Origin of the sequence: Amycolatopsis jiangsuensis (assembly GCF_014204865.1) — a bacterium.
In the GTDB taxonomy this organism is placed as follows: Bacteria; Actinomycetota; Actinomycetes; order Mycobacteriales; family Pseudonocardiaceae; genus Amycolatopsis; species Amycolatopsis jiangsuensis.
The window spans coordinates 1904477-1926917 of record NZ_JACHMG010000001.1; the positions used below are offsets into that span (position 1 = coordinate 1904477).

A 22441-nucleotide genomic window follows, 5' to 3' on the forward strand; every position below is an offset into this window, starting at 1 on the left:
TCATGTCCCGCGCGTGGGCCGGTTCCGTGGACGGGAGCCGCGGCCCCCTCGTTCGCCGGGGGGCGAGGGGACCACCGGGGGGCGGGTCGGCGCAGGGGGCCGGCCCGCCCCCCGGCGCGCCCCGCGCAGCAGTACCGCGGCCACGATCCCGGCCGCGACGATGCCGCCGAGCGCCAGCAGGCTGTTTTCCATCCCGTCGGCAAACGCCGTGCGCGCCGCGTCGGCCAGCGCCGGGCCGGTCCGCCCGGAGACCGCGAGGGCACCGGCCAGCGAACCGTCCGCGACCTCCTGCGCGGCCGGCGGCAGAGCCGCGGTGGCCGGGTGCACGGACGCGGTGTAGGTGGCCGACAGGACCGTACCGGTGAGCGCGATGCCCAGCGCCGCACCGATTTCCCGGGTGGCGTCGTTCACCGCGGAGGCCACGCCGTACTTGTCCGGTGGCACGTTGTCGAGGATCGCGCTCGTCGCCGCGGGCGCGGTCAGCCCGAGACCGCCGCCGAGCACGCACACCGCGATCGCCAGCGCCGGGTACCCGCTGTCCGGCCCGAGCCTGCCGAGCAGCACGACCCCGGCGACGACCACGACGAGCCCGGTCCCGGTGAGCGCCGGCAGCCCGATCCGCTTCGCCAGCGGCGCCGAGGCCATCGACGCCGGCAGCAGCGACACGGCGATCGGCCAGAGCACCAGCCCGGAATCCAGCGCCGAATACCCCTGAACGAGCTGGAGGTACTGCGCCAGCGCGTAGAGCGACCCGAACGCGGCGGTGAACTGCACGGTCACCGAAATCGAGCCGAGCGCGAAGGCGCGGTCGAGAAACAGCCGCACGTCGAGCAACGGCTCCGCCCGGCGCGTCTCCACCCGCCCGAACACCACGGCCAGCACCACCCCGGCGACCAGCGCGACGAGCACGACCGGATCGCCCCAGCCGCCGTCGGCCGCGCGCAGGATGCCGAAGACCAGCGCTCCCACGGCCAACGCGCTGAGCACCGCGCCGGGGACGTCGAACGGCGCCGGATTCCGTTCGCGCGAGGTCGGTACCGTCGCACACGCCAGCGCCAGCACCACGGCGAGCACGGCCGGGCCGACGAACACCGAATGCCAGGAGAAGTACCGCAGCAGCAGCCCGGCGAAGATCAGCCCGCCGAGCCCGCCGACGCCGGCCACCGCGGCCCAGATGCCGATCGCGCGGCCGCGCCGGTCGGGCGGGAAGCTCCCGTTGATGATCGACAGTGTCGCGGGCATGATCATCGCCGCGCCGAGACCGGTCACCGCGCGTGCCGCCACCAGCAGCGTGGAGGAGCCGGTGAGCAGCGGTGCCGCGCAGCCGAGGGCGAACACGCAGAGCCCGGCGACGAGCACCCCGCGCCGGCCGTAGCGGTCGCCGAGCGCTCCGGCGGGCAGGACCAGCGCGGCCAGTACGAGCGTGTAGCCGTCCACGATCCAGGTCTGCTCGGACTGGGTCGCGCCGGTGTCCGCGGCCAGCGCGGGCAGCGCCGTGTTCGCGATGGTCACCATCGCGATGACCAGCCCGACCGCGGCGCACATGACGCCGACGGTCCAGGCCCGGCGCGCGCTCGACGCCGGGCGGTACTGGACCATGAGCACCTCGCAGGGCACGGGGCAGCCGGCCGGAACACCGGTATCGTAGTAGAACTAGCAGTTTCGTTTCTGCCTCGTCAACACCGGACCCACCCGCTGCCGACCCGATCCGGAGAGAATCCGGGCATGCCCGAACAGCCCGCCGCCCCGCGCCGCGACCCACGCCTGGACCGATCCCGCACGGCGATCCTGGCCGCCGCGGTGGCCTTGCTGTCCGAGGGCGGCGTCCGCGCGGTCACCATCGAGGCGGTCACCGCACGCAGCGGGGTGGCCCGTTCCACGCTCTACCGGCACTTCACCACCGGCACCGAACTGCTCGCCGCCGCCTTCCGCGAGCTGCTTCCGGCCCTGCCGCCGGCGCCCGAGGGCGGCGCACCGCGGGACCGGCTGCTGCACCTGGTGCGAGCACACGCCGACCAGTTCGAGCAGGCACCGGCGCTGGCCGCGGTGGTGTGGATGACCGCCATCGGCAAGTCCGCCGACCTGCCGTCGGACGCCGAGGAGCGGACCCGGCTCGCCACGCTGCGCGAGCACGTGATCGAGCACTACCGCGCGCCGTTCGAGGAGGTGCTGACCGCCTGCCTGCCCGGGGCAACGCTGTCCGGGCACGAGGTCGAGCTGGCCGCCGCGCAGCTGGCCGGGCCCCTGCTGTTCAACACGCTCGTCACCCGGCGGGCCAGCGACGCGCGGTTCTGCGCCCGGCTGGTGGACGATTTCCTCGCCGGCCGCGCCCGGACGACCGGCGAGGAAACCGCCCGGGCTCAGACCCCGGCGACCTGACGGATCCAGTCGCGGCCGGCGGCCACGCTGCCGTAGGTGGTGATGCTGCTGCGGTCGCTGGTGGAGCAGACGCCGACCTGCACGTCACCGTCAACCATCGGACCGCCGGAGTCGCCGCCCGCGACCGCGCCGTCCGGGGTGCTGGCGCTGATCCCCGGGCCGCCCGCGTTGTCACTGGCGTTGGTGTCGGAAATGGTCACCTCCGCCTTCTTCAGCACCGGCGACTGGTGCTGGCCCTCGTCGGTGGACTGCGTCGCGCCCCAGCCGTACACCGTGGCGTTGTCGCCCTCGTTCGCGTCGGAACCGCTGGAAGCCAGCTGCGCGAAGGTACTGCCGCCGTCGGTGTCCAGCTCGATCAGGGCCAGGTCCCCGCCGGAGTAGAGATAGGTGGATTCGGCCTTGGCGTGCACCCCGCCGTCCGACTGGTTCGAACCGATGTACAGGTCGATGTCGCTGAGCTCGGCACCGTTGTTGTCGTACATGCAGTGCTTGGCGGTGAGCACCCAGCGCGAGCCGATCAGGCTGCTGGTGCAGAAGAAGGTGTAACCGTTGGCATGGCCGTTGAAACGGGTGATGTAGCCGGGGTTCTGCGCGGTGCTGCCGCCGATGATGTACGGATCGGCGGGCGCGGCGGTGGCCGGGGTGACGGTGAACGCGCCGAGCGCGGCACAGGCACCGGTCAGCAGGCCGAGGGAACGGACGGGCAAACGCATTGGGGAGCTCCTTCACCAGGGGGACCGGGGAGATCCTTCGAAACTAGGCAGCGCGACCGCCCGCGGGCACCCGCTGAACGTCCGGAGCCGATCAACGGAAGAACACCCGACCTTCGGCGGATGACTTCGCGGCGCCCGGATGGGTTGGATACGGGCCATCCCCCACGGGAGGAGGAGCAGCGTGTTCGCCACCTCTCCGGCGCTGGCGCCGGACCGCCGGGAACAGCTTGCCGCCGCGCTCGAGCACGGCCCGTTCCGGCACGCGCTGTCGCTGGCGATCGACGTCAGCGGGCTCGGTCTCGACCGGCTGCGCGACCGCCTCGCCGCCGCCGGCGCGGCGGTCAGCACGACGACGCTCAGCTACTGGCGCACCGGCCGGACGGCACCCGCGCGGGCTCGTTCGCGGGAGGCGGTGCGACTGCTGGAGGACCTGCTGGAGCTGCCGGCCGGAGCGCTGCTGCGGCTGCTGGACACCGACCCGGGAGGGCAGCCGGAGCCACCGGTTCCCTTCGTGGCGTGGGAACGGCTGTGGGGACGGCGCAACCGGGTGCTGCCGCTGCTGACCTCGTTCGAGGCGGAGTACCGACCGGCTGCCGTCGTGGTCAGCCTGCACGAGGAGGTGCACGTCGGCGCGGACCGGCTGCTGCACCGGCTGCGGGCACGCGAGGTGGTGCGCGCGGCCGAGGACGGCACGCAGGTGCGGCTGGTGACCGTGCGCGGGTTCCGCCCGGGCTGCCCGCCGGAGCTGACCGGCACCCGGTACTGCACCGCCGGACGCCGCGAAAGCCTGCCCGAGCAGGGCTTCACCGTCACCGAGCTGCTGCTGCCGCGGAGCCTGGACCGGGGTGAGACCGCGCTGGTGGAGTACGAGTTCACCTTCACCGACGATGTCCCGGACACCTCCTATGACCGCCGCTTCCGCACCGGCGTGCACGAGCATCTGCTGGAGCTGCACTTCGCCCCCGGTGCCGAACCGGCCGAGTGTCACGGCTACCGGCGCGGGTCGCCGTCCGGGCCGGAGACCGGGGTGACCGCGCTGCCGCTGGTGCCCGGGCTGCCGGTGCACATCGTGTCGGCCGGGGTGTCCCCGGGCATCGTCGGCCTGCGCTGGCGCTGGGACTGACACCGGCGGCGCGCGGCGGGGTGTCCGGGCCATGATGGAGGGCATGGAATCCACCCGAGTCGACCGCTGGCTGTGGGCGGTCCGGCTGGCCAAGACCCGCGCGGACGCCGCGGACGCCTGCCGGGGCGGGCACGTGCGGGTCAACGACCGCCCGGCGAAACCGGCGACGTCGGTCGTGGCCGGCGACGAGGTCCGCGTCCGGATCGCCTCGACCACCCGGGTGGTCGAGGTCGTGCAGGTCATCCAGAAACGCGTCGGCGCCGCGATCGCGGCCACCTGCCTGATCGACCGCACCCCCGCCCCGCCCCCGGAGGCGGCGATCCCGGTGGCCCGCCGCGAACGCGGCGCGGGCCGCCCGACCAAACGCGAGCGCCGGGTGCTGGACGAGTTCCGCAACCGCAACGGCTGAGCGTCGCCGTCCACAGTGGACCGCGCCGGGCGGTCCTCGCGCGTGGACGGCCAGGCCTGCCGAGCTCGGGTCCGGCGTGGGTAGGGCACGGCGCCGAGCGGCGCGGCGCGGATAGGGCACGGTGCCGAGCGGCGCGGCGCGGAAAGAGCACGGCGCCGAGCCGTCCGGCGCGGCAAAGGCACGAAACCGAGCGGTTCGGCGTGGGAAAAACACGGCGCCGAGCGGTCCGACCGGGTCCGCTCGGGCGTGCCCGGTACCGATCCGCCGATCCCACCGAACCCGCCGACCCGTCGATCCCACCGACCCCGCCGACCCGTCGATCCCGCAGATCCGTCGATTCCGCCGACCCGTCGACCCCGCCGACCCGTCGACCTCGCCGATCCCACGCCCCTCGCCTCCAGCCCCCGGCCATGGCAGGACCCGGTCCCGGCAACCGCGAACCCGGACGGCACCGGCTCGTTCCCGGGGAGCGGCTCGTTTCCTCGCTGCCGGGAACGGGAATTCCCCGCACCGTGGAACCTCCGTTCGCCGACCGCACCGACGCCGGGCTCCGGCTGGGCGCCGAGCTCGCCGCCCGCACATGGCACCATCCGGTGGTACTCGGCCTGGCCCGCGGCGGGCTGCCGGTCGCCGCGCCCGTGGCGGCGGCCCTGCGCGCACCGCTGGACGTCGCGGTGGCCCGCAAGATCGGGGCGCCCGGACGCCCCGAGTTCGGTCTGGGTGCAGTACCCGCGGATGGCCCGCCCTTCCTCGACCACGCCGGGATTTCCGCCTGCGGGCTCACCCCGGACGAGCTGAGTTCCGCGGTCGAGCAGGCGCGCGCCGAAGCGCGCGACACCGTCCGCCGCTATCTCGGCGGCGGGCCGCCGGCCTCGGTGGCCGGCCAGGACGTCCTCCTCGTCGACGACGGGGTGGCCACCGGTGGCACCGCGATCGCCGCGCTGCGGGCACTGCGGGACCGCGCCCCGGCCAGGGTCGTCTTCGCTGCCCCGGTCGGTGCCCCGGAAGCGGTCCGGCTCCTGGACGCCGAGGCGGACGAGGTCGTCTGCCTCCGGCAACCGGCCCGGTTCCAGGCCGTCGGCACCTGGTACGCGGACTTCGGCCAGACGACCGACGCGGAGGTGTTCGCGCTGCTCGGGCGGTGACCCGCTGCACCCGGAGTCCACTTCGGACCCGCTCGTTTCCCCAGGCGGCCCGGAAGCCGGTGTGCCAGGCTGGCCCCCATGGCCACCACGCGCTCCTACGTCACGTCGTGGACCACTGTGCTGCCGGTGATCGCGGTGATCCTGCTGGTGCTCACCTGGGGCCGCAGCCTCGGGCCGGTGCCGGTCGCGCTCGTGGCACTCGCACTGGCCGGCACAGTGCTCGCCGCGGTGCACCACGCGGAAGTCGTGGCGCACCGTGTGGGGGAACCGTTCGGGTCGCTCGTACTCGCGGTGGCGGTCACGGTGATCGAGGTCGCACTGATCGTCACGATGATGGCCTCCGGCGGCGACCAGGCCGACACGCTCGCGCGTGACACGGTCTTCGCCGCGGTGATGATCACCACGAACGGCATCGTCGGGCTCGCCCTGCTGCTGGGCGCCCGGCGGTACGGCGAGACGCGCTTCCACCCGGAGGGCAGCGGCGCGGCACTGGCGACCGTGGCGACGCTGGCCACGCTCAGCCTCGTGCTGCCGGCGTTCACCACGAGCCGGCCCGGGCCCGAGTTCTCCGGTCCCCAGCTGACCTTCGCCGCGATCGCGTCACTGGTCCTGTACGCGACGTTCGTGCTGACCCAGACCGTGCGCCACCGCGACTTTTTTCTCCCGGTCGGCTCGGACGGGCAGACCAGGGAGGAGGAGCACGCGGAGCCACCGAGCGGCCGGGCCACCCTGGTGAGCCTGGTGCTGCTGCTGGTCGCCCTCGTCGCGGTGGTCGGGCTGGCGAAGGTGGAATCGCCCGCGATCGAGGCCGGGGTCCGCGGGGCCGGGCTGCCGCAGTCGTTCGTCGGCGTGGTGATCGCCCTGCTGGTCCTGGCCCCGGAAACGCTGGCCGCCGCCCGCGCGGCCCGCCGCGACCGGATGCAGATCAGCCTCAACCTCGCCTACGGCTCCGCGATCGCGAGCATCGGCCTGACCATCCCGGCGATCGCGCTGGCCTCGGTGTGGATGACCGGCCCGCTGCGGCTGGGCCTGGGCCCGACGCACATCGTGCTGCTCGCGCTCACCGTGGTGGTCAGCGTGCTGACGGTGGTGCCGGGCCGAGCGACCCGCCTGCAGGGCGGCGTGCACCTGGTCCTGCTCGCCGGCTTCCTGGTGCTGGCGACCAACCCCTGAGACCTTCCGCGATCCGCCGTTCTTGTCGGTGGATGTCCGTATCCTGGCGGGGTGAGAGTCCACCAGTCCTCGTTGCTCCGAACCGTGGTCCCGCGGACCACGGAACCCGAGTCGTCCAGTGCCCGGTTGTCCGATGTCCGGCTGTCCGGCACACGGTTGTCCGGCATCCGGCTGCCCGATGCGCAGCCGTCCAGTGCCCGGTTGTCCACTGGCCCGCTGTCCACCGCCCGCCTGTCCGACGTGTGGCCGTCCAGTGCGCGCCCGTCCACTGCCGCGCTGTCCGGTGCCCTGCCGGCCGGTGCCGGTGCCGCCACGTCCGTGCCGTCCGGCCGTGCGGGGTGGCACGCATGACCGGCGTCGCCGCGGAGACGCCGGTGCGTCCGGTGCGCCCGCCCACGCGGGCCGGGCTGCTGATCGGCGTGCTCGTGCTGTCCGCCTTCGTGATGATCCTCAACGAGACGATCCTGAGCGTCGCGTTGCGGGACCTCACCGTCGACCTCGGCGTGCCCACCACCACGATCCAATGGCTGACCAGCGGATTCCTGCTGACCATGGCGGTGGTCATCCCGACCACCGGGTTCCTGCTGGAGCGGTTCACCCCGCGGCAGGTCTTCCTCGTCTCGCTCACCTCGTTCAGCCTGGGCACGCTGCTGTGCGCCGTCGCCCCCGGGTTCGGCCTGCTGATGACCGGGCGGGTCGTGCAGGCGTGCGGCACCGCGGTGATGCTGCCGTTGCTGATGACCACCGTGATGCGGCTGGTCCCGCAGCAGCGGCGGGGCGCGACGATGGGCACGATCAGCATCGTCATCGCGGTCGCCCCGGCCATCGGGCCGACCATCGGCGGCGCGGTGCTCTCGTCGCTCGGCTGGCGGTGGATGTTCTTCATCGTGCTGCCGCTTTCGCTGGCCGCGCTGGTCACCGGGATGCTGCAGCTGCGCATCCCCAGTGAAACGCGCGCGGTACCGCTCGACGTGCTGTCGGTCGTGCTGTCCGCGGTGGGTTTCGGCGGGGTGCTCTACGGGTTGTCCGCCGCGGGCGAATCGGCCGGGGCGGAGCAGCCGGTACCGGCGTGGCTGCCGGTGGTCGTGGGGCTGGTCTCGCTGGCGCTGTTCGGCTGGCGGCAGCTCCGGCTGCAACGGCGTGACCGCGCGCTGCTGGACCTGCGGCCGTTCACCTACCGCAGCTTCGTCGTCACCCTGGTACTCACCGCACTGCTGTTCATGTGCCTGATCGGCGCCGGCGCGATCCTGCTGCCGCTGTACCTGCAGACCGTGCTGCACACCTCGACGTTCGTCAGCGGCCTGGCCGTCCTGCCCGGCGGGCTGGTGCTCGGGTTGCTCGGCCGTCCGGTCGGGGCGTTGTTCGACCGGGTCGGTGCCCGGCCGCTCGTGCTGCCGGGGGCGGCCGCGATGACCGTGTCGCTGTGGCTGTTCACCATGCTCGGCCCGGGTTCGCCGCTGATCGCGGTGATCGGCATCCACGTGCTGCTGATGATCGGGCTCGGCCTGATGATGACGCCGCTGATGACCGAATCCCTCGGCGTGCTGCCCGATCACCTGTACTCGCACGGCAGCGCGATCCTCTCGACCCTCCAGCAGGTCGCCGGGGCGCTGGGCACCGCCGTGTTCGTCACGGTGGCCACGGTCGGCAGCGCGAACCGCACGGCGGGCAGTCCGGACGCCAGTGGGCTGCACCTCTCGTTCGTGGTCGCCGGCTGCATCGGCGTGGCCGCGCTGGCCGGCGCGTGGTTCGTCCGGTCCAGCCGTCCAGCGGTCAGCCAGCAAGCCTGAGGCCGCAGCTGTCCGCCCGTACGGGCCTCCTTCGGGGAATCTGCGTCCCTGAAGGAGACCCGCACGGACACCGCTGTGACGCGATCCGGCAGGCCAGTGGAGGTCAGGCGGTGACGAGGCCGACGCCGTAGGTCTGCAGGATCTCGTTCACCGGCTGGAACCAGGTCTCGCCGCCGGAGCTGCAGTTGCCGAAGCCGCCGGAGGTCACGCCCTGGGCCTGGTCGCCGGAGATGAACGAACCGCCGGAGTCACCGGGTTCGGCGCAGGCGTTGGTGTGCGTGGCCTGGTAGACCGCGCCGTCGGCATAGTTGATCGTCTCGTTCAGCGCGATCACGGTGCCGCAGTGCCAGTGCGACGTCGAGCCGGAGCGGCAGATCGACGAGCCCGCCGGGGCCACCGCCGAACCGCGCACCAGTGCGTCGCTCACCGTGCCCCAGCCGAGCACGACCGGGGTGGTGTACCAGCCGTTGCCGATCCGGATGAACGAATAGTCGTTGCCGGGGAAGGAAGACCCGGCGAACGAGCCCATCGCGGAGCCGTCCCAGCCGGTCACCGAGCTGCCGGTGCCACCGCAGTGCCCGGCGCTCACGAAGCCGCCCTGCACGGAGAATCCGATCGAGCAGCGCACGTTCCCGTTGATGTAGTAGGGATCCCCGCCGACCGTGCCCGCGGACAACGTCTGCGGTTTCGGCGCGGTCGCGACGGTCACCGGGCCGGCCGCACGTGCCCGCGCCAGGAAGGCGTCCACCTCCGCGCCGTGCGCACCGGGCACGAGTGAAACGACCACGGTGCCGCTTCGCGGGTCGGTCCGCCAGCTGCTGACCGCCGCCGGGGCCGGCTCGGACCGGGTGGACACGTCCAGTTTCTGTTTTGCCGCATCGAGAGCCGCGGCGGTGACCCGTGCCGGCGTGGTCTCCGCACCGGTGGCGCGCACGGCGCCGGCCGCCGCGGGGTCGGTCACGCCGACGACGAGCTTGCCCAGCTGCGGATCGAACCAGGCGCCGCCGTAGGCCGCGCCGGCCGCGCGTTCGGCGACCGGAAGCACCTTCGCGGCGGTCTGTTCCTGCCCGAGGCGGGCCTGGGCCTGGCCGGCGGTCAGGCCCAGATCACGCTGCATGGCCGCGAGCAGCCCGGGCGAGGCCTGCGCGGTGGCGGGGGTGAGCACAGCAGTGGCGAGACCGGCCGCGAGCAACGCGGTACCGCCGAGGGACAGGGCGATTCTTCGACGCATGGCAATTCCTCCGGGGGAAAGGGGAGAAAGAAACACACTGCTCGCAGAAGTGTGCGTCGCTCACCGGGAATGGTCCAGACCTGATGCGGGTTTTTGTCCGTTTCCTGTCGCCCGCGTGTCCCCGTGCCCCGAAAAGCGTTTCGACCGGCGGCCACCGGCGGAAACGAGTTACGCCGCCCGGTCGATCACGTCCCGGCCCGGACCTGCCGAACGCCCCATCCCCCGCGCGGCGACCCCGCACCACAGCGCCAGGCGAGGAGAAGCCGCCGCGCCCGCCAGCCGGCCCCACCGACAACGCCAGGGCGCAACCCCGGGCCACACCACTCACCGCGGCACAACCCCCGCAGACCGCACCCACCCACCCACCGACGCAGCGCAACCCGCAGCCGCACAACCCACCACGGCACCGTCACAGCCGACGAGACGGGCGCCGCCCTTCCCAGCTCACCGGCACGCCGCCATCCCAGCCCACCGGCAGCCCCGCGCGCCGCCATCCCAGCCCATCGGCACGCCCCGCGCACCTCCGCGGCGAAGCAGGCCATCCCGTCCGGCCGCTGTCAGGCTTCGGTGAGGACCAGCCGTACCTCGTGCCGGCCGGTCAAGTTCGTGGGGACCGCGGGGCGGGATGGGCGGCCGTCCACCGTGCACGCGGTCACCCGTGATCCCGCGCCGTGCAGGGTCAGGTCCAGGGTCGCGTCGCGGTAGCGCAGGCCGCGCAGGGTCACCGGGCCCCAGCCGGACGGGAGGCACGGGGCGAAAGCCAGGCCGTCGCCGGAGAACGTGAGTCCGAACAGGCCGCCGAAGATCATCCGCAGGTAGCCGGTCGCGGACCAGGCCTGGTCCGGTTGCGAGGTGAACTGCTCCTGCTCCCCCGAACCCCCGGTCTGCCAGCCGCCCTGGACCGCGCCGGTCTTCGCGTCGTAAATCTCGTAGAAGCCGCCGTCGGTCGCCGCCACCAGGTCGGCCACGTTCGTCAGCGCGCGGCCGAACAGGTCGGGACGGCCCGCGCGGGCGACCGCCTCGCCGAAGAACGAGTGCACCATCGGCCAGACGACGACGTTGTGCCGCCCCGGTTTCGCATCGCTGAAGCGCGGGAAATGCGGCCAGCTGTTGACGATTCCGTGCGGTTCCCAGTGCACTGCCTCGAGCAGCTTGCCGATCTGCTCCGCTCCGGCCACGCCGAACAGCATCGCGAAAGCCAGTCCGGCACCTTCCTGCGAGGGGTCGAGACTGCCGTCGCCGTGCAGGAAATAGCCGTACGTGCCGGCATCCGGGCGCCACAACGAGCGGTTGATCGACGTCCGCAGCCGGGCGGCGTCGGCGCGGTGGCCGCGTCCGTCCTTGCCCAGCGCCTCGGCCAGGTCGGCGAGAGCGAGATACGCGCCGTAGTAAAGACAGTTGGTGGACAAGCACATCAGCTCGTGCGTCAGCGGATAGTCGAGCACGAACGACGACGCGGTCCCCGCCTGCCACGGCGGCTGCGGGTAGCCCGCGATCCCGTCGTTCATGAAGCTCGGCCCGGTGAACAGGCCGTGCCGCGCGGAGAAGTTCCGCGACTTCCGCTCGGCGACGGTCGCGGTACCGATTTCATAGGCCAGCGCCAGGAATTCCGCATCCCCGGTCACCTGCCAGTGGTACTGGGCACCGAGGATCCAGACGACCTGGTCCCACCACTGGTTGTCCTGCTGCACCACGAGCGCGCCACCGGCGCGCTCCACCACCGACAGCAGCGTGTTGCGCCCGACCGGCGGGCCGAGCAGGCTGCCGGCGTTCCAGGCGTTGACCGCGGCGTCCCGCGTCCACCGCTGCGGTTCGGGGTAGCCGCCGCCGGCCCGCACGAACGTGCCCGGCGGGTAACTCAGCAGGTCCGCGTGGTCGTACGTGGGCCGGTCGGCGTACACGGTGTTGATGCCGACGACGTTGGTCAGCGCGCTCTCGTACTGGTCGCCGAAAAGCCGCTGCCGCTGCGGATTCGCGAACTCGAGCGTCGGCAGGGCGTACACCACACGGTCCGATGTGGACTGACGGTGCCCCTGGGATCCTGCCGCCGGCGCCGGTTCCGCCGCCGCCGGCAGCGCTCCCGTCCCAGCGACCCCCGCGGCTCCCGCCAGAGTGAGAAATCCCCGCCGCCCGATCCGCCCAGCATCGCTCATCACGGTCTCCGTTCCGCCGCGGACTTCCCCGGCGATGCTAGGGAGTCCGGATCCGCCCGGACAACGGCGCGCGGCGATCCTGTCCGGCCGCTGTCCACCGGACGTCCGGGCGGGGCAGACCTCAGTGGATCCGGGCGGCCCGCGAGGTGCTGAAGCGGAATTCGATGGTCACTGGCAGATCGTCGAGGTCCAGCGCCTGGCGCAGCCGGGGCAGATGCTCCCCGGTCAGCCGCTCCCGGATCCGCCGCGGATCACCGTCCTGGTCGACCGTCACGACGAGAGCCAGCGTGGGCGCGCTGCGCGCACCGGCCAGCGTGGCGCGGACGGCGTGCACGCCTTCGCCGGCGCGCACCTCCTCGGTGAACGGGACCACCGCCGCGTCGGCCGGCAGTTCGGTGCGGCCGCGCGCGGGGTCCGTCTCATAGCGCCACGTCTGCGTCTTCGGCCGACGGGCGAGCTGGGCCAGCAGCCAGCGCAGGCTCAGCAGCCCGAGCACGACCGCCACGGCGGCGGCCACGTAGAGCACCCAGGTGGGCGGGAGCGCGGTCCCCGGCACGAGTGGCGCGGCCGGCTCCAGCACGGTCAGCCACCTCGCGTGGGTGGCGTAGGCGAACGCCCCCGCGGCCACGAGAACCACGCCGAGCACTGCCAGCAGCCCGCGGTTGAGCCGGACAGGACGGTTCAGGCTGGCCATCATGTGCTCCTCGTCGCCGATACGGCCACCCGGACCGCGGGCTGCGCGGCCGGGCCGACCTCGTCCAGCCGGTGGGTGACCGCGGTCCGCACGGCCTCGGGCAGCCCGTCGGACCGGGTGCGTTGCGTGCGGACCCGCACCCGGACCCGTTTGCGTCCGAGCCGGACCTTCGCCGCGGACACGCCGTCGACTCCGGCCGCGGCGGCCCGCAGGGTGGAGCGGTAACTGGCCCGGGACGCTCCCGAATCCGGTTCGCCCGCCAGCGGGAGCACGGTGCGCCGCCCCGGCAGGATCGCGGCCAGCAGCAGGCACAGCCCGAGCACCACCGCCACCACCGCGCCGAACGCGGTCCACCAATTCGTCCACTGTGTACGGTGCAGTGCGCCGGCAACCGCGGAATAGCTGATCCACGGCCGTTCGCCGATGATCAGCTGCACGGCCACCACGGTCACCACCACGCAGGCGGCCAGGACGATCAGCGCGGTCAGTGTGGCCGCGGTCGAGCGGCGCGGACGTCGTTTCACTGCACCCTCCGTCCGTTCGCCTGCGCGCGATGCAGGGCGCCGACCGTGATGTCCACTCTGGACACCGAAAGCCCGGTCAGCTCCCCGACCCGCCGGGTCAGGTGCTCGCGGGCCCGCTCGCTCGTGCGGGTCACCGATGCCGGGTAGGCAATGGAAAGCCGCACGTCGAGCGACACCCGGTCACCGTCGATGCGGGCGGTCACCTTCGCCGCGCGCTCCGGGTCGGCCGAGCCGATCCCGAGCACCCGGCCGGCGGCGCCCCCGATGTCGCCGGCCTCACGCACCGCCCTGGCGGCGATGGCCGCCACGACGGAATCCTCGATGGTCAGTGCGCCGCGCTCGGCGGCGTCGGTTTCCGTGGCTGGGCTCGCGGTGGTCATCTCGCTCATCCACGCCTCAGCCGCGGTCGCGGCCGGTCAGCTGCGACAGGTCGAGCTTCCCGTCGAGCACCCGCCCGACCAGCAGTCCCAGCGCGGCGAGCACGAGCACCACCACGAACGCGCCGAAGCCGCCGAACGCCGCGGCCAGCCCGAGCGCGAGACCCGTGAGCAGTCCCAGTTGTGTCGCGTTCATCAGTCCTTCTCCTCTTCGGCGATATCGTCCGGCAGATCCGGCAGCGCCAGATCGGCGACCACCACGTGCACCGGGCGGTCACGGATCCCGGCGGCCACGCGCACGGCCTCGGCCAGATCGCCTGCCGCGAGCGGAAAACGCGCGATCACCGCGACGGTGACCTCCTCGTCGCGCACCCGGACGCCGGGTACCCGGCGTCCCGGCGCGAGCGTCGCGATCTCCCCGAACCGCCCGCCGTGCAGCCCGGCCACCTGGGGCAGGGCGGTCACGGCGGCGGCGATCCGGTCCGCGGCGGCCTCGGGCGTCACTGCACCCGGCCGGAGTCGGCCGGCGCTTCCTCGTCGTCCTCGGGCAGATGCAGATCCGACACCGCGATGTTGACCTCGACGACCTCGAGCCCGGTCATGTGCTCGACCCCGGTGATCACGTCACGCCGGATGGCGCGGGAGACGTCGGCGATCGAGGCGCCGTAGTCGACGACGACCTGCAGGTCCACCGCCGCCTGCTTCTCCCCCACCTCGACCGAGACGCCCTGCCCTGCCGAGGCGCTCGCACCGGGAATGCGCTCACGCAGCGCGGAAAACGCCCGCGCGGCGCCGCCGCCGAGCGCGTACACACCGGGCACCTCCCGTGCGGCCAGCCCGGCGATCTTCTGCACCACGACGTCGGCGATGGTGGTCAGGCCCTCCTTGGTGGTGAGGGTGCCCGGCTTGGTCTTCTCCACCTCCGCCTGCGTGCGGGGCTGGGTGGCGGTCGAGTCGGCCATGGTCTCTCCTCCGTGCTGGATGCCGATGAGGGCGATCGGGTGATCGCCACTGCCCGGAGGACACCGGCTCGGCGGGAACGTCACGCACACGATCGTGTGAACCGGATCTCGCGGCCGGGACCGTGCCGTTCTCCCCTGGCGCGGGTCGGCAGTGTGACGGGCACCGTGCCCGTCCGACCGGAAGGAGCGAGCGCATGTCCTTGGGCGACAAGATCGGGAGCAAGGCCGACGAGCTGGGCGGCAAGGCCAAGGAAGCCGCCGGCCGCGCGACCGGCGACGAGGAACTCACCGGGGAAGGCCAGGCCGACCAGGCGAAGGCCGGGGTCAAGAAGGCGGCCGAGAACGTCAAGGACGCCGCGGGCAAGGTGAAGGACGCGCTCCGGAACGAGTGAGGCGTCCAGCGCTCATGGTTCCAGAAGTGTCCACTGTGGACACACTGGACGCCGTGAACGCAGTGGTGCGCCGGTGGGTGCGTGGTCGCGCGAGCGGGCGCGCACCCACCACTCACACCAGTGAAGACGTGCCGGGCAGCCGTCGGGTTGCGCCGAGGTGGCCATCCTCTCGGGCACGCATCGTTTCCCCCTCGCTGGGCATCCTCCCTTCGTCCGGTAGCGAACCGGCAGACGGAGGTGGCAGATCATGAGTACCCGAACCACGGTGGCGCACGGCGCACTCGCCGGTGGCGCCGTACTGGCCGCAGTGATCTTGGCCGGCTGCGGATCCACGCAGGACACCGCCTCGCCGGGCTCGGCCACGCAGAATCCGCCGGCGACCAGCGCGGCGCCCACCGCCGCCAGCAGCACGACCCCGCCGCCCAGCAGCGACCCGGCCACTTCGAGCACGACGAGCCAGGCGACGGCGACCTCGGCGACCGAACCGCCGTCGGACGGCAGCAGCGGCTCGAGCGGGTCGATGTGCCGTACCGCGGACCTGCGGGTCAGCCTCAACAAATCCGCCGGCGACGCAGACATGCAGGGTTCGCATCTGCCACTGGTGTTCACCAATACCGGCAGCCGTTCGTGCACCCTGCAGTCCGCGCCTGGCGTGTCCTACGTGACCGGTGGCAGCGGGCAGCAGGTGGGCGTGCCGGCAACCCGGCGCACCGGTGGCCCGGTCGTGACCATCGCTCCGGGCTCCAGCGCTTCGGCGGCCCTGTTCCTGTCCAGTGCCCCGCACAAGAGCGACTGCGCCCAGGTCCAGGCCCGCGGCCTGCGGATCTACCCGCCGGGCAACACCGCGGCCGCGTTCATCCCGATGCAGGACACCACGTGCAGTGACGGCGGCCCTTACCTGAGGGTCGGTTCGGTCCACCCGGGCTCGGCGACCACCGCTTCCTGACCCGCGCCGCCGCCGCGGCCGTTGCCGGGCCGGCCGGCGCGACCGTTCACCGGCCGCCGAGCCTCCGGCGCATTCGCCGCAGGAACCGGGTGCGGTCGTTCTCGACCCGCGCCGCGGCGAGGTCGGGGTAGACGTCGAACACCGCCGCCATCCCGGCCTCGGCGAGGGTGCGGCCGGCCACCCCGGCCGCGGGGACGACCAGCCGCAGCGCAACGCCTTCCGTGGCGGCGCGGTCCTGTGCCGCGCGCAGCACGTGCAGGCCGGCGCGGGTCAGCGCGCTCAGGTCCGCGAGGTCGAGCACCAGCGCGTGCGGGCGCTTGTCGAGCGCGAACGTCACCGCACGCACCACGACCAGCGCCGTGCCCTCGTCCAGCTCCCCGGACAGCAGCACGGTGAGCACGTCCAGGTCGTCGTAGCGGTACGACGACCTGAGCCGTGGCGATCCCTGCGATCCGGCTGCCATGCCTCCATTCTGGCCTGCGGCCCGCAGTGAGCCCGCTCACACTCCGCGTCCGGCCCGTTCGGCGGGGTAACCGGCGGATGCTCCCGCGGGACCACGACGAAAGTCGGATCTTCGCAGCGACCGACCTTCGTCGGGTTCCGTAATTCACCGACAATCGCGACGGTGGGTGCGTCCCTGACCAACACCGTGTCCCCGCGGATCCTGGCCCAGTTGGAGCTGATCTCGAAGTGCGCATCGCACGTACCGCCGCCGTTCTGTCCGGCCTCGCCTTCACCGCACTGGCCGCCGCCGTGCCGGCTGCCGCCGCCCCGGCCCCCGGCGGCGCCCAGCCCGCCATCATCGACGGGAGCAACGCCGACTCCCTGCACGCCGCCGCCCGGATGTTCGCCGGTGGCCAGGAAATCTGCTCGGCGACGATCATCGCGCCGGACTGGATCCTCACCGCCCGGCACTGCACCCAGGGTGCCGACGGCCAGGACATCACTTTCCACGTCGGCGATCTGGACCAGACCAAGGGCACCGAGGTGAAGGCCACCTCGGTGCACGAGTCGCCGGACGCGGACATCTCGCTGGTGCAGATCGACCAGCAGGTGCAGACCGACTACGCGCCACTGGGCAGCGAGGGTGACGTCAAGGTCGGCGACGAGGCCCAGGTCTTCGGCTGGGGTGCGACCTGCACCGACAAGCCGGAGATCGAGTGCCAGTCGCAGCTGCTGAAGGTCGCCAAGGTCAGCGTCAACTCGGTGGACTGCCCGGACGGCGCGGCCGGTGTCTCGGTGTGCGCGGACCGCGGTGACGGCATCACCGCCGGCGGCGACTCCGGCGGCCCGATGTACGCCAACGGCAAGCAGGTCGGTGTCGCCTCCACCAGCGACCGGCAGTCCTACACCGCCTACATCAACATCACCCAGTACCGCGACTGGATCTCCTCGGTCGCGGGCGTCTGATCCCCGTGCCCGGGTCCGGCGCCCCGCGCGCCGGGCCCGGGTGCGGTATCACCCGGCAAGTCACAGCACCCGGTGCGGCGCGAGCCGTACCGGGTGCGGCAGCGTTTCCGGGTCGCCCGGCCGGAAGGCGCTCAGCAGGTAGCCCGCCAGGCGGCGCGAGGCAGCGGGATCGGCGGCCGGCGCGGCGGCGATCACGCCGTTGTTGGCGGCCATCGCCAGAATCAGGTCCTCCGGGACGAAGTCCGCGCGCAGGGCACCGGCGGCCTGCGCGCGTTCGACCAGGCCGGCGAACCGGCCCAAGGCGTGCGCACGTTCGGTGGCCACCTCCTCCGGTTCGGCGAACCCGGCCTGCAGCGCCGCGCTGAACCCGCGGTCGGCTGCCTGCAGTTCGCACAGCCTTTCCACCAGAGTGCGGAATCCTCGTCCCGGGTCGGGATCGGCGACCGCCTCGTCCAGCACCGCGCCGCACGCGGCGAACTGCTCGGTGAACACCGCCCGCACCAACGCTTCCTTGGTGGGGAAGCGCCGGTAGAGCGTGGCCACGCCGATGCCCGCGTGCCGGGCCACGGTGGCCATCCCGACGTCGAGGCCGCGCCGGGCGAACAGGTCCCTCGCCGCCTCCAGGATCCGGTCCCGGTTCCGGCGGGCGTCCCGGCGCAACGGCCGGCCGGTGGTCGATCCCGTGCTGGGACCGGCCGTGGAACCGGTGGTGGGACTGGCGCCCTCGCTCATCGGTTCACCCTACGGCGGCGCCGGTGCTCAGCCACGGCCACGCAGGTGGTCCCGCAGTGCGCGGGCGGTGCGGGCCATCAGGATCTCCGCCTCCGGCTGCACCCCGGCGGGCACGTTGGACTCGGTGAGCGCGGCGACCGCGAACGACTGTCCGTCGGCGTGTTCCACCACCCCGATCTCGTGCCGCAGGTTCAGCACCGTGCCGGTCTTGGAGGACCACTTCGCGGAGTCGGCGGCGAAATCCGGGGCCAGCCGGTGCCGCAGCAGGTTCTGGCCCATCAGCTCACGCACCTGCGCGGCGACGCCGGCGTCGATCTTCGACGGCGTCCACAGCGCGGTCAGCAGGTCGGTGCAGGCACGGGCGGAGCAGGAGCTGGCCCGGCTGATGTCCAGCTGGGACACCGGGTGTCCCTGTCCGGCGGTGGCCGCGCCGATGGCCAGCGAATGTGCCAGGTGCAGCTCGTCGTCGGCGAACCGTTCCGCGGGGGTGTCCCCCAGTTCGGCGAGCCCGTGCCGGACCGAGATCCCGGTCAGGTCCCAGCCGCGGACCGTCCGGGCGACCTCGGTCGGCGGGGTCAGCGCGAACAGCGCGTCCGCGGCCGTGCTGTCGCTGATCGCGACGGCCAGGTACAGCAGGTCGTCCACGGCCACCCGCGCCGGATGCCGAAACCGGGCGAGGCCGGTCAGCCCGGCGGTCGCGGCCGGCTCCGGTGTGAACTCGACCGGCTGGGCGCCGTCCAGTTCGCCGCGGCGGATCCGGTCCAGCGTCACTGCCACGAGCGGCACCTTGACCAGTGACGCGGCCGGGAACTCGCGGTCCGCGTCGAGTCCGATCTCCGCACCGGTCGCCAGGTCCCGCACCAGGAACGAACCACGCAGCCCGCCCTCGGCCAGATCGTCGCGCAGCCGCCGCAGCAGTCGTTCGAAGTTCACCGGGCCACCTCCGTCTCGCCGGCGCCGAGACAGCGGGCGATCGCCGGCCGCAGCCGGGCACGGAGTTTCCGGGCGTCGTCGCCGAGGCCGGCCACCACTTCGAAACCGCGGGCGAGCCGGATCCCGCCGGCCGGGCGCCAGGCCAGGCCCAGTTCCCGAGCCTGCCCGGCCGAGCACAGCAGCAGATCCGCGGAGCCGAAGACACTCGCCGCGGCCGCGGTGAGCGTGCCGGCGACCACGACCTGCGCCGGTCGCAGCCCCGCCGCGTCCCGGGCCCGGAACAGCCGGTCGCGCAGGTGCGGCACGTCGTCCTCGGGCTGGATCCACACCCGGCGGCGCGCCGCGGCGGATCGCCCGGCCCGCAACGTCTCCAGGTGGATCACCCGGTCTTCCGGCTCGGTCTCGCCCGCCAGCCCGAGCGGTACGGTCCAGGCGCCCTCCTCGGCGGGCACCGCGGCCAGCGCGGCCGCCACCTCCTGCTTGCGCACGAGCTCCGCGCGCTCGGCCGGGCCGGCCACGCGGAATTCCAGGAACACCTCGTGTCCGCGCGCCTCGGCGTCGAGTTCGGCGAGATCGCGGGTCGTGCAGGTGTCCGGCACGGCCAGCAGCAGTGGCCTTCGCTTGGCGCGCCCGGCGTCGTCCTCCATCGCATCGGCCAGCCGCACGAGACGGTGCGCGGAAGCCAGCATGTCGCGGCCGAACGGGGTCAGCCGCGCGCGCCGCGTCGAACGATCGAACAGCCGTTCCCCCAGATGCCGCTCCAGCGCGGCGATCCGGCGGCTGGCCACCGGCTGCGGGATGCGCGCGGCGGCCGCGCCGGCGGTGAAGCTGCCCGCTTCACTCACACTCACGAACGCTCTGCAGCTGCCGACCAGGTCCATGACCAGACAGTATGCCGGAATCGCATCATGATGTGCAGACGCGTCTTGGACAGCATGACGAAGGCTGGTGAGACTACGGGAGCTGATCGACTTCCGGAAGGAGACCTTCGTGTCCCGCAGGCCGAATCCCGTCACCAGAGGCCGCAAAGGCTTCAGGGGTCCCCGTGGCAGCAGTGACTCCCGGGACTCCCGGGACTCACGTGGCTGCCGTTGCTCCAGTCGCTCTCGTGCCGTTGCCGCTGTCGCCACCGCCGTCACCGCCCTCGCCGCCGTTGTCTCGCTCACCGCCTGCGCCGCACCGGCGCCCGCCGCGACCTCGGCCGCGACGTCCGCTGCCGCACCGAGTCCTGGCTTCGCGAAGCTGGAGCGCACCTTCGGCGCCCGCCTGGGCGTCTATGCGGTGGACACCGCGAACGGTCGCGACGTCGCCTACCGCGCCGACGAGCGGTTCGCCTACGCCTCCACGCACAAGGTGTTCAGCGCGGCGACCATCCTCGAGCGGGACGACGACCTCGACCAGATCGTCCGGTACCAGGCCGGCGACCTCGTCGCGAACTCGCCGATCACCGAGAAGCACACCGACACCGGGATGCCGCTCCGGCAGGTACTGGACGCGGCGCTTCGCTACAGCGACAACACCGCGGCGAACCTGATGTTCCGGCAGATCGGCGGGCCTGCCGCACTGGGCTCGTCGCTGCGCGGGATGGGTGACGCCACCACGCACGTCGACCGCACCGAGACCAGCCTCAACGAAGCCACCCCCGGCGACGTCCGCGACACGACCACGCCCCGTGCCTGGGCGGCCGATCTGCGCCGGTGCGCGCTGGGCGCCGCCTTGTCCCCCGGCGACCGGGACATCCTGCTGGGCATGATGCGCGCCAACACCACGGGTGCGGCGACGATCCGCGCGGGCGTGCCGTCCGGCTGGCAGGTCGCCGACAAGACCGGCAGCGCGGAGTACGGCGGCCGCAACGACATCGCGGTCCTGTGGCCCCCGCACCGCGCGCCGATCGTGCTCGTGCTGCTCAGCAGCAAACAGGCCCAGGACGCCGACTACGACGACGCCCTGCTCGCCCAAGCCACCGCCGAAGTGGTGCGGGCGCTGCCGTGAACGGACGGGCGCGTCCACTTCGGACCGGGTTGGCGAAATCCCGTCGGTACCTGTCTTCCCGGCGCCTGTCCGGGGAGGGGCGCCGGTCCTGGCGTGAGCCGCATGGTCATCGTCACCGCTGTCCTCGTCGGACTCGCCTACGTGGCACTGCAGTCGTTCCTGCCGGAACCGGCGTGCCGGAAGGTCGACGCCGTGCTGGTCGCCGGGGCCGGTGCCGCCTACCTCAGCGGCGGGTCGATGGGCGGCTGGGAATTCGTGTTCACCGCGGCAGTGACCTACTGCGCCTACCGCGGGCTGGAGTCCTACCCCTGGATCGGAGTCGCCTGGCTGCTGCACACCGGATGGGATGTCGTGCACCATCTGCGGGGAACGCCGATCATCCCGTTCGCCGCGCATTCCTCGCTCGGCTGCGCGTTCTGCGACCCGATCATCGCGGTGTGGTGCCTCGGCGGCGGCCCGTCGGTGCACGCGGTCCTGGCCAGGCTGCGGCCTGCCGGCAGCCGTGCCTAGGGTGGAGCGATCCGGCCCCTACGACGAGGAGAGCCCATGCCGCTCCGGGTCCTGTTCCGCATCGGCCCCACCCAGGACTTCACCGGCCCGCCCCGCGAGGGTGCCGTCCCGGCGGAGGCCCGATGATCGGCCTGCTGTACCCGACCCGGGACTGCGGTGAGGACGACTTCACCCTGCTGGCCGGGCGGCTGGACTCGAGCCCGGCAGTGGATTTCGCTTACGTGCCATGGGGACAGCAGCCCGCGACCATCGAGCGGGCAAGCCTGCGGGCCGCGGTGCGGGAACTGGGCGAGCCGGGCCGTCTCGTCGCGGCGGCGGCCGCCTTCGACCCGAAACCGCGCGTGGTCAGCTGGGCGTGTTCGAGCTGCAGTTTCCTCGACGGCCCGGCTGGGGCGCGGGCCCAGGCCGAGGCACTGCGGACCGCGCTCGGGATCCCGGCGAGCAGCACGTCGCTGGCCTTCGTCGCGGCCGCACGGCACCTCGGTCTCTCGCGGATCGCACTGGCCTCGGTCTACCAGCCCGACATCACCGAAGCGTTCGTCGATTTCCTGGCTGCGGAAGGGATCGAGACGGTCAGCGACGTCTCGCGCGACGCGGCCTCCGACCGGGATCTCGCGACCTGGGGTCCCGGCCCGATCACCGATCTGGTGCGCGAAGCCGACAGCCCGGATGCCGCCGCCGTGCTGGTGCCCGAGACCGCCCTGCACACCGCGCCCCTGCTGGCCGATCTCGAACGGCGTACGGGAAAGCCCGTGCTCACCGCGACGCAGGTGACCGTGTGGCATGCGCTCACTCTGCTCGGACAGCCAGCCACCGGGGCGGGGCTCGGTACATTGCTGGCGTAGATCCGTGT

Annotated in this window: 26 protein-coding genes and 1 pseudogene; 13 read left to right on the top strand and 14 right to left on the bottom strand. The window is 73.0% G+C overall.

Annotation, left to right across the window (positions count from 1 at the left end; translation table 11 throughout):
• Entirely contained in the window at positions 1–1599 is a 1599-nt protein-coding gene (locus BJY18_RS08085; RefSeq protein ID WP_184779035.1) for an MFS transporter, read from the bottom strand.
• Positions 1600–1725: 126 nt separating this feature from the next.
• Here BJY18_RS08085 and BJY18_RS08090 point away from each other — a divergent pair, with 126 nt between their 5' ends.
• Positions 1726–2379: a TetR/AcrR family transcriptional regulator gene (locus BJY18_RS08090; RefSeq protein WP_184779037.1), complete on the top strand. Its 654-nt coding sequence runs from the start codon at positions 1726–1728 to the stop codon at positions 2377–2379.
• Here BJY18_RS08090 and BJY18_RS08095 read toward each other — a convergent pair.
• Positions 2361–3092, bottom strand: coding sequence for a S1 family peptidase (locus BJY18_RS08095; RefSeq protein ID WP_184779039.1), 732 nt, complete (start codon positions 3090–3092; stop codon positions 2361–2363). The genes BJY18_RS08090 and BJY18_RS08095 overlap by 19 nt on opposite strands.
• Before the next feature lie 181 nt (positions 3093–3273).
• Here BJY18_RS08095 and BJY18_RS08100 point away from each other — a divergent pair, with 181 nt between their 5' ends.
• The 6 genes from BJY18_RS08100 (at position 3274) to BJY18_RS08125 (ending at position 8732) form a co-directional block, all read left to right on the top strand.
• Entirely contained in the window at positions 3274–4215 is a 942-nt protein-coding gene (locus BJY18_RS08100; protein ID WP_184779041.1) for a hypothetical protein, read from the top strand.
• Positions 4216–4258: 43 nt separating this feature from the next.
• Positions 4259–4624 (top strand): Hsp15 family ribosome-associated heat shock protein, encoded by a 366-nt coding sequence (locus tag BJY18_RS08105; protein ID WP_184779043.1) that lies wholly within the window; start codon positions 4259–4261, stop codon positions 4622–4624.
• 410 nt (positions 4625–5034) lie between these two features.
• Positions 5035–5769, top strand: coding sequence for a phosphoribosyltransferase (locus BJY18_RS08110; protein WP_184779045.1), 735 nt, complete (start codon positions 5035–5037; stop codon positions 5767–5769).
• Between the two features lie 78 nt (positions 5770–5847).
• Positions 5848–6942: a calcium:cation antiporter gene (locus tag BJY18_RS08115; RefSeq protein WP_184779047.1), complete on the top strand. Its 1095-nt coding sequence runs from the start codon at positions 5848–5850 to the stop codon at positions 6940–6942.
• A 51-nt stretch (positions 6943–6993) separates the two neighbouring features.
• Entirely contained in the window at positions 6994–7293 is a 300-nt protein-coding gene (locus BJY18_RS08120; RefSeq protein WP_184779049.1) for a hypothetical protein, read from the top strand.
• Complete coding sequence (locus tag BJY18_RS08125) at positions 7290–8732, top strand: MDR family MFS transporter (RefSeq protein WP_184779051.1); 1443 nt, start codon at positions 7290–7292, stop codon at positions 8730–8732. The genes BJY18_RS08120 and BJY18_RS08125 overlap by 4 nt, the downstream gene beginning before the upstream one ends.
• A 103-nt stretch (positions 8733–8835) precedes the next feature.
• Here the strand turns inward: BJY18_RS08125 and BJY18_RS08130 are convergent, their stop codons facing one another.
• From BJY18_RS08130 to BJY18_RS08165, 8 genes are all read right to left on the bottom strand, one after another.
• On the bottom strand, positions 8836–9963 hold the full coding sequence (locus tag BJY18_RS08130; RefSeq protein ID WP_184779053.1) for a S1 family peptidase: 1128 nt from the start codon (positions 9961–9963) through the stop codon (positions 8836–8838).
• A 557-nt stretch (positions 9964–10520) separates the two neighbouring features.
• A complete protein-coding gene (locus tag BJY18_RS08135; protein WP_221457627.1) occupies positions 10521–11966 on the bottom strand; it encodes an MGH1-like glycoside hydrolase domain-containing protein in 1446 nt (481 codons plus the stop codon).
• A gap of 271 nt (positions 11967–12237) precedes the next feature.
• On the bottom strand, positions 12238–12810 hold the full coding sequence (locus BJY18_RS08140; RefSeq protein ID WP_184779057.1) for an alkaline shock response membrane anchor protein AmaP: 573 nt from the start codon (positions 12808–12810) through the stop codon (positions 12238–12240).
• On the bottom strand, positions 12810–13334 hold the full coding sequence (locus tag BJY18_RS08145; protein WP_184779059.1) for a DUF6286 domain-containing protein: 525 nt from the start codon (positions 13332–13334) through the stop codon (positions 12810–12812). The genes BJY18_RS08140 and BJY18_RS08145 overlap by 1 nt, the downstream gene beginning before the upstream one ends.
• Positions 13331–13723, bottom strand: coding sequence for an Asp23/Gls24 family envelope stress response protein (locus tag BJY18_RS08150; protein WP_184779061.1), 393 nt, complete (start codon positions 13721–13723; stop codon positions 13331–13333). Before BJY18_RS08150 ends, BJY18_RS08145 begins: the two co-directional genes overlap by 4 nt.
• Before the next feature lie 7 nt (positions 13724–13730).
• Positions 13731–13907, bottom strand: coding sequence for a hypothetical protein (locus tag BJY18_RS08155; protein WP_184779063.1), 177 nt, complete (start codon positions 13905–13907; stop codon positions 13731–13733).
• Positions 13907–14215 (bottom strand): hypothetical protein, encoded by a 309-nt coding sequence (locus BJY18_RS08160; protein WP_184779065.1) that lies wholly within the window; start codon positions 14213–14215, stop codon positions 13907–13909. Before BJY18_RS08160 ends, BJY18_RS08155 begins: the two co-directional genes overlap by 1 nt.
• Positions 14212–14673 carry an Asp23/Gls24 family envelope stress response protein gene (locus BJY18_RS08165; RefSeq protein WP_184779067.1) on the bottom strand — a complete coding sequence of 154 codons (462 nt, stop codon included), beginning with the start codon at positions 14671–14673 and terminating at the stop codon, positions 14212–14214. The genes BJY18_RS08160 and BJY18_RS08165 overlap by 4 nt, the downstream gene beginning before the upstream one ends.
• Positions 14674–14867: 194 nt before the next feature.
• Here BJY18_RS08165 and BJY18_RS08170 point away from each other — a divergent pair, with 194 nt between their 5' ends.
• Together BJY18_RS08170 and BJY18_RS08175 are read left to right on the top strand one after the other, a co-directional pair.
• Positions 14868–15065 carry a CsbD family protein gene (locus tag BJY18_RS08170; protein ID WP_184779069.1) on the top strand — a complete coding sequence of 66 codons (198 nt, stop codon included), beginning with the start codon at positions 14868–14870 and terminating at the stop codon, positions 15063–15065.
• 247 nt (positions 15066–15312) lie between these two features.
• Positions 15313–16011: a DUF4232 domain-containing protein gene (locus BJY18_RS08175; RefSeq protein ID WP_184779071.1), complete on the top strand. Its 699-nt coding sequence runs from the start codon at positions 15313–15315 to the stop codon at positions 16009–16011.
• Positions 16012–16057: 46 nt separating this feature from the next.
• On the opposite strand, the gene BJY18_RS08180 is transcribed toward BJY18_RS08175, so the two are convergent.
• Positions 16058–16474: an STAS domain-containing protein gene (locus BJY18_RS08180; protein ID WP_184779073.1), complete on the bottom strand. Its 417-nt coding sequence runs from the start codon at positions 16472–16474 to the stop codon at positions 16058–16060.
• Positions 16475–16701: 227 nt separating this feature from the next.
• On the opposite strand from BJY18_RS08180, the gene BJY18_RS08185 reads away from it, so the two are divergent.
• Positions 16702–17421 carry a S1 family peptidase gene (locus BJY18_RS08185; protein ID WP_184779075.1) on the top strand — a complete coding sequence of 240 codons (720 nt, stop codon included), beginning with the start codon at positions 16702–16704 and terminating at the stop codon, positions 17419–17421.
• A 60-nt stretch (positions 17422–17481) separates the two neighbouring features.
• Here BJY18_RS08185 and BJY18_RS08190 read toward each other — a convergent pair whose 3' ends face one another.
• The 3 genes from BJY18_RS08190 to BJY18_RS08200 are packed head-to-tail and all read right to left on the bottom strand — an operon-like array spanning position 17482 to position 19967.
• Positions 17482–18153, bottom strand: a complete 672-nt coding sequence (locus tag BJY18_RS08190; RefSeq protein ID WP_184779077.1) for a TetR/AcrR family transcriptional regulator — start codon at positions 18151–18153, stop codon at positions 17482–17484.
• Positions 18154–18180: 27 nt separating this feature from the next.
• On the bottom strand, positions 18181–19086 hold the full coding sequence (locus BJY18_RS08195) for a serine hydrolase (RefSeq protein WP_184779079.1): 906 nt from the start codon (positions 19084–19086) through the stop codon (positions 18181–18183).
• Positions 19083–19967: a LysR family transcriptional regulator gene (locus BJY18_RS08200; RefSeq protein WP_184779081.1), complete on the bottom strand. Its 885-nt coding sequence runs from the start codon at positions 19965–19967 to the stop codon at positions 19083–19085. Before BJY18_RS08200 ends, BJY18_RS08195 begins: the two co-directional genes overlap by 4 nt.
• Positions 19968–20140: 173 nt before the next feature.
• On the opposite strand from BJY18_RS08200, the pseudogene bla reads away from it, so the two are divergent.
• The 3 genes and pseudogenes from bla to BJY18_RS08215 all read left to right on the top strand — a co-directional run bounded on the left by bla (position 20141) and on the right by BJY18_RS08215 (position 22433).
• Positions 20141–21078: pseudogene (gene bla / locus BJY18_RS08205) on the top strand (class A beta-lactamase).
• 102 nt (positions 21079–21180) lie between these two features.
• Complete coding sequence (locus BJY18_RS08210) at positions 21181–21588, top strand: DUF6010 family protein (protein WP_184784507.1); 408 nt, start codon at positions 21181–21183, stop codon at positions 21586–21588.
• Positions 21589–21710: 122 nt separating this feature from the next.
• Positions 21711–22433 carry a maleate cis-trans isomerase family protein gene (locus tag BJY18_RS08215; protein ID WP_184779083.1) on the top strand — a complete coding sequence of 241 codons (723 nt, stop codon included), beginning with the start codon at positions 21711–21713 and terminating at the stop codon, positions 22431–22433.
• The last annotated feature ends 8 nt before the right edge of the window (positions 22434–22441 follow it).

Excerpts from the sequence above, each read along its gene's own strand:
- BJY18_RS08090 (WP_184779037.1), top strand. The coding sequence starts at position 1,726 with ATGCCCGAACAGCCCGCCGCCCCGCGCCGCGACCCACGCCTGGACCGA.
- BJY18_RS08085 (WP_184779035.1), bottom strand. The coding sequence starts at position 1,599 with ATGGTCCAGTACCGCCCGGCGTCGAGCGCGCGCCGGGCCTGGACCGTC.
- BJY18_RS08155 (WP_184779063.1), bottom strand. The coding sequence starts at position 13,907 with ATGAACGCGACACAACTGGGACTGCTCACGGGTCTCGCGCTCGGGCTG.
- BJY18_RS08210 (WP_184784507.1), top strand. The coding sequence starts at position 21,181 with ATGGTCATCGTCACCGCTGTCCTCGTCGGACTCGCCTACGTGGCACTG.
- BJY18_RS08180 (WP_184779073.1), bottom strand. The coding sequence starts at position 16,474 with ATGGCAGCCGGATCGCAGGGATCGCCACGGCTCAGGTCGTCGTACCGC.
- BJY18_RS08140 (WP_184779057.1), bottom strand. The coding sequence starts at position 12,810 with ATGGCCAGCCTGAACCGTCCTGTCCGGCTCAACCGCGGGCTGCTGGCA.
- BJY18_RS08130 (WP_184779053.1), bottom strand. The coding sequence starts at position 9,963 with ATGCGTCGAAGAATCGCCCTGTCCCTCGGCGGTACCGCGTTGCTCGCG.
- BJY18_RS08105 (WP_184779043.1), top strand. The coding sequence starts at position 4,259 with ATGGAATCCACCCGAGTCGACCGCTGGCTGTGGGCGGTCCGGCTGGCC.
- BJY18_RS08095 (WP_184779039.1), bottom strand. The coding sequence starts at position 3,092 with ATGCGTTTGCCCGTCCGTTCCCTCGGCCTGCTGACCGGTGCCTGTGCC.
- BJY18_RS08170 (WP_184779069.1), top strand. The coding sequence starts at position 14,868 with ATGTCCTTGGGCGACAAGATCGGGAGCAAGGCCGACGAGCTGGGCGGC.
- BJY18_RS08150 (WP_184779061.1), bottom strand. The coding sequence starts at position 13,723 with ATGAGCGAGATGACCACCGCGAGCCCAGCCACGGAAACCGACGCCGCC.
- BJY18_RS08110 (WP_184779045.1), top strand. The coding sequence starts at position 5,035 with ATGGCAGGACCCGGTCCCGGCAACCGCGAACCCGGACGGCACCGGCTC.
- BJY18_RS08190 (WP_184779077.1), bottom strand. The coding sequence starts at position 18,153 with ATGAGCGAGGGCGCCAGTCCCACCACCGGTTCCACGGCCGGTCCCAGC.
- BJY18_RS08165 (WP_184779067.1), bottom strand. The coding sequence starts at position 14,673 with ATGGCCGACTCGACCGCCACCCAGCCCCGCACGCAGGCGGAGGTGGAG.
- BJY18_RS08115 (WP_184779047.1), top strand. The coding sequence starts at position 5,848 with ATGGCCACCACGCGCTCCTACGTCACGTCGTGGACCACTGTGCTGCCG.
- BJY18_RS08215 (WP_184779083.1), top strand. The coding sequence starts at position 21,711 with ATGATCGGCCTGCTGTACCCGACCCGGGACTGCGGTGAGGACGACTTC.
- BJY18_RS08175 (WP_184779071.1), top strand. The coding sequence starts at position 15,313 with ATGAGTACCCGAACCACGGTGGCGCACGGCGCACTCGCCGGTGGCGCC.
- BJY18_RS08200 (WP_184779081.1), bottom strand. The coding sequence starts at position 19,967 with ATGGACCTGGTCGGCAGCTGCAGAGCGTTCGTGAGTGTGAGTGAAGCG.
- BJY18_RS08125 (WP_184779051.1), top strand. The coding sequence starts at position 7,290 with ATGACCGGCGTCGCCGCGGAGACGCCGGTGCGTCCGGTGCGCCCGCCC.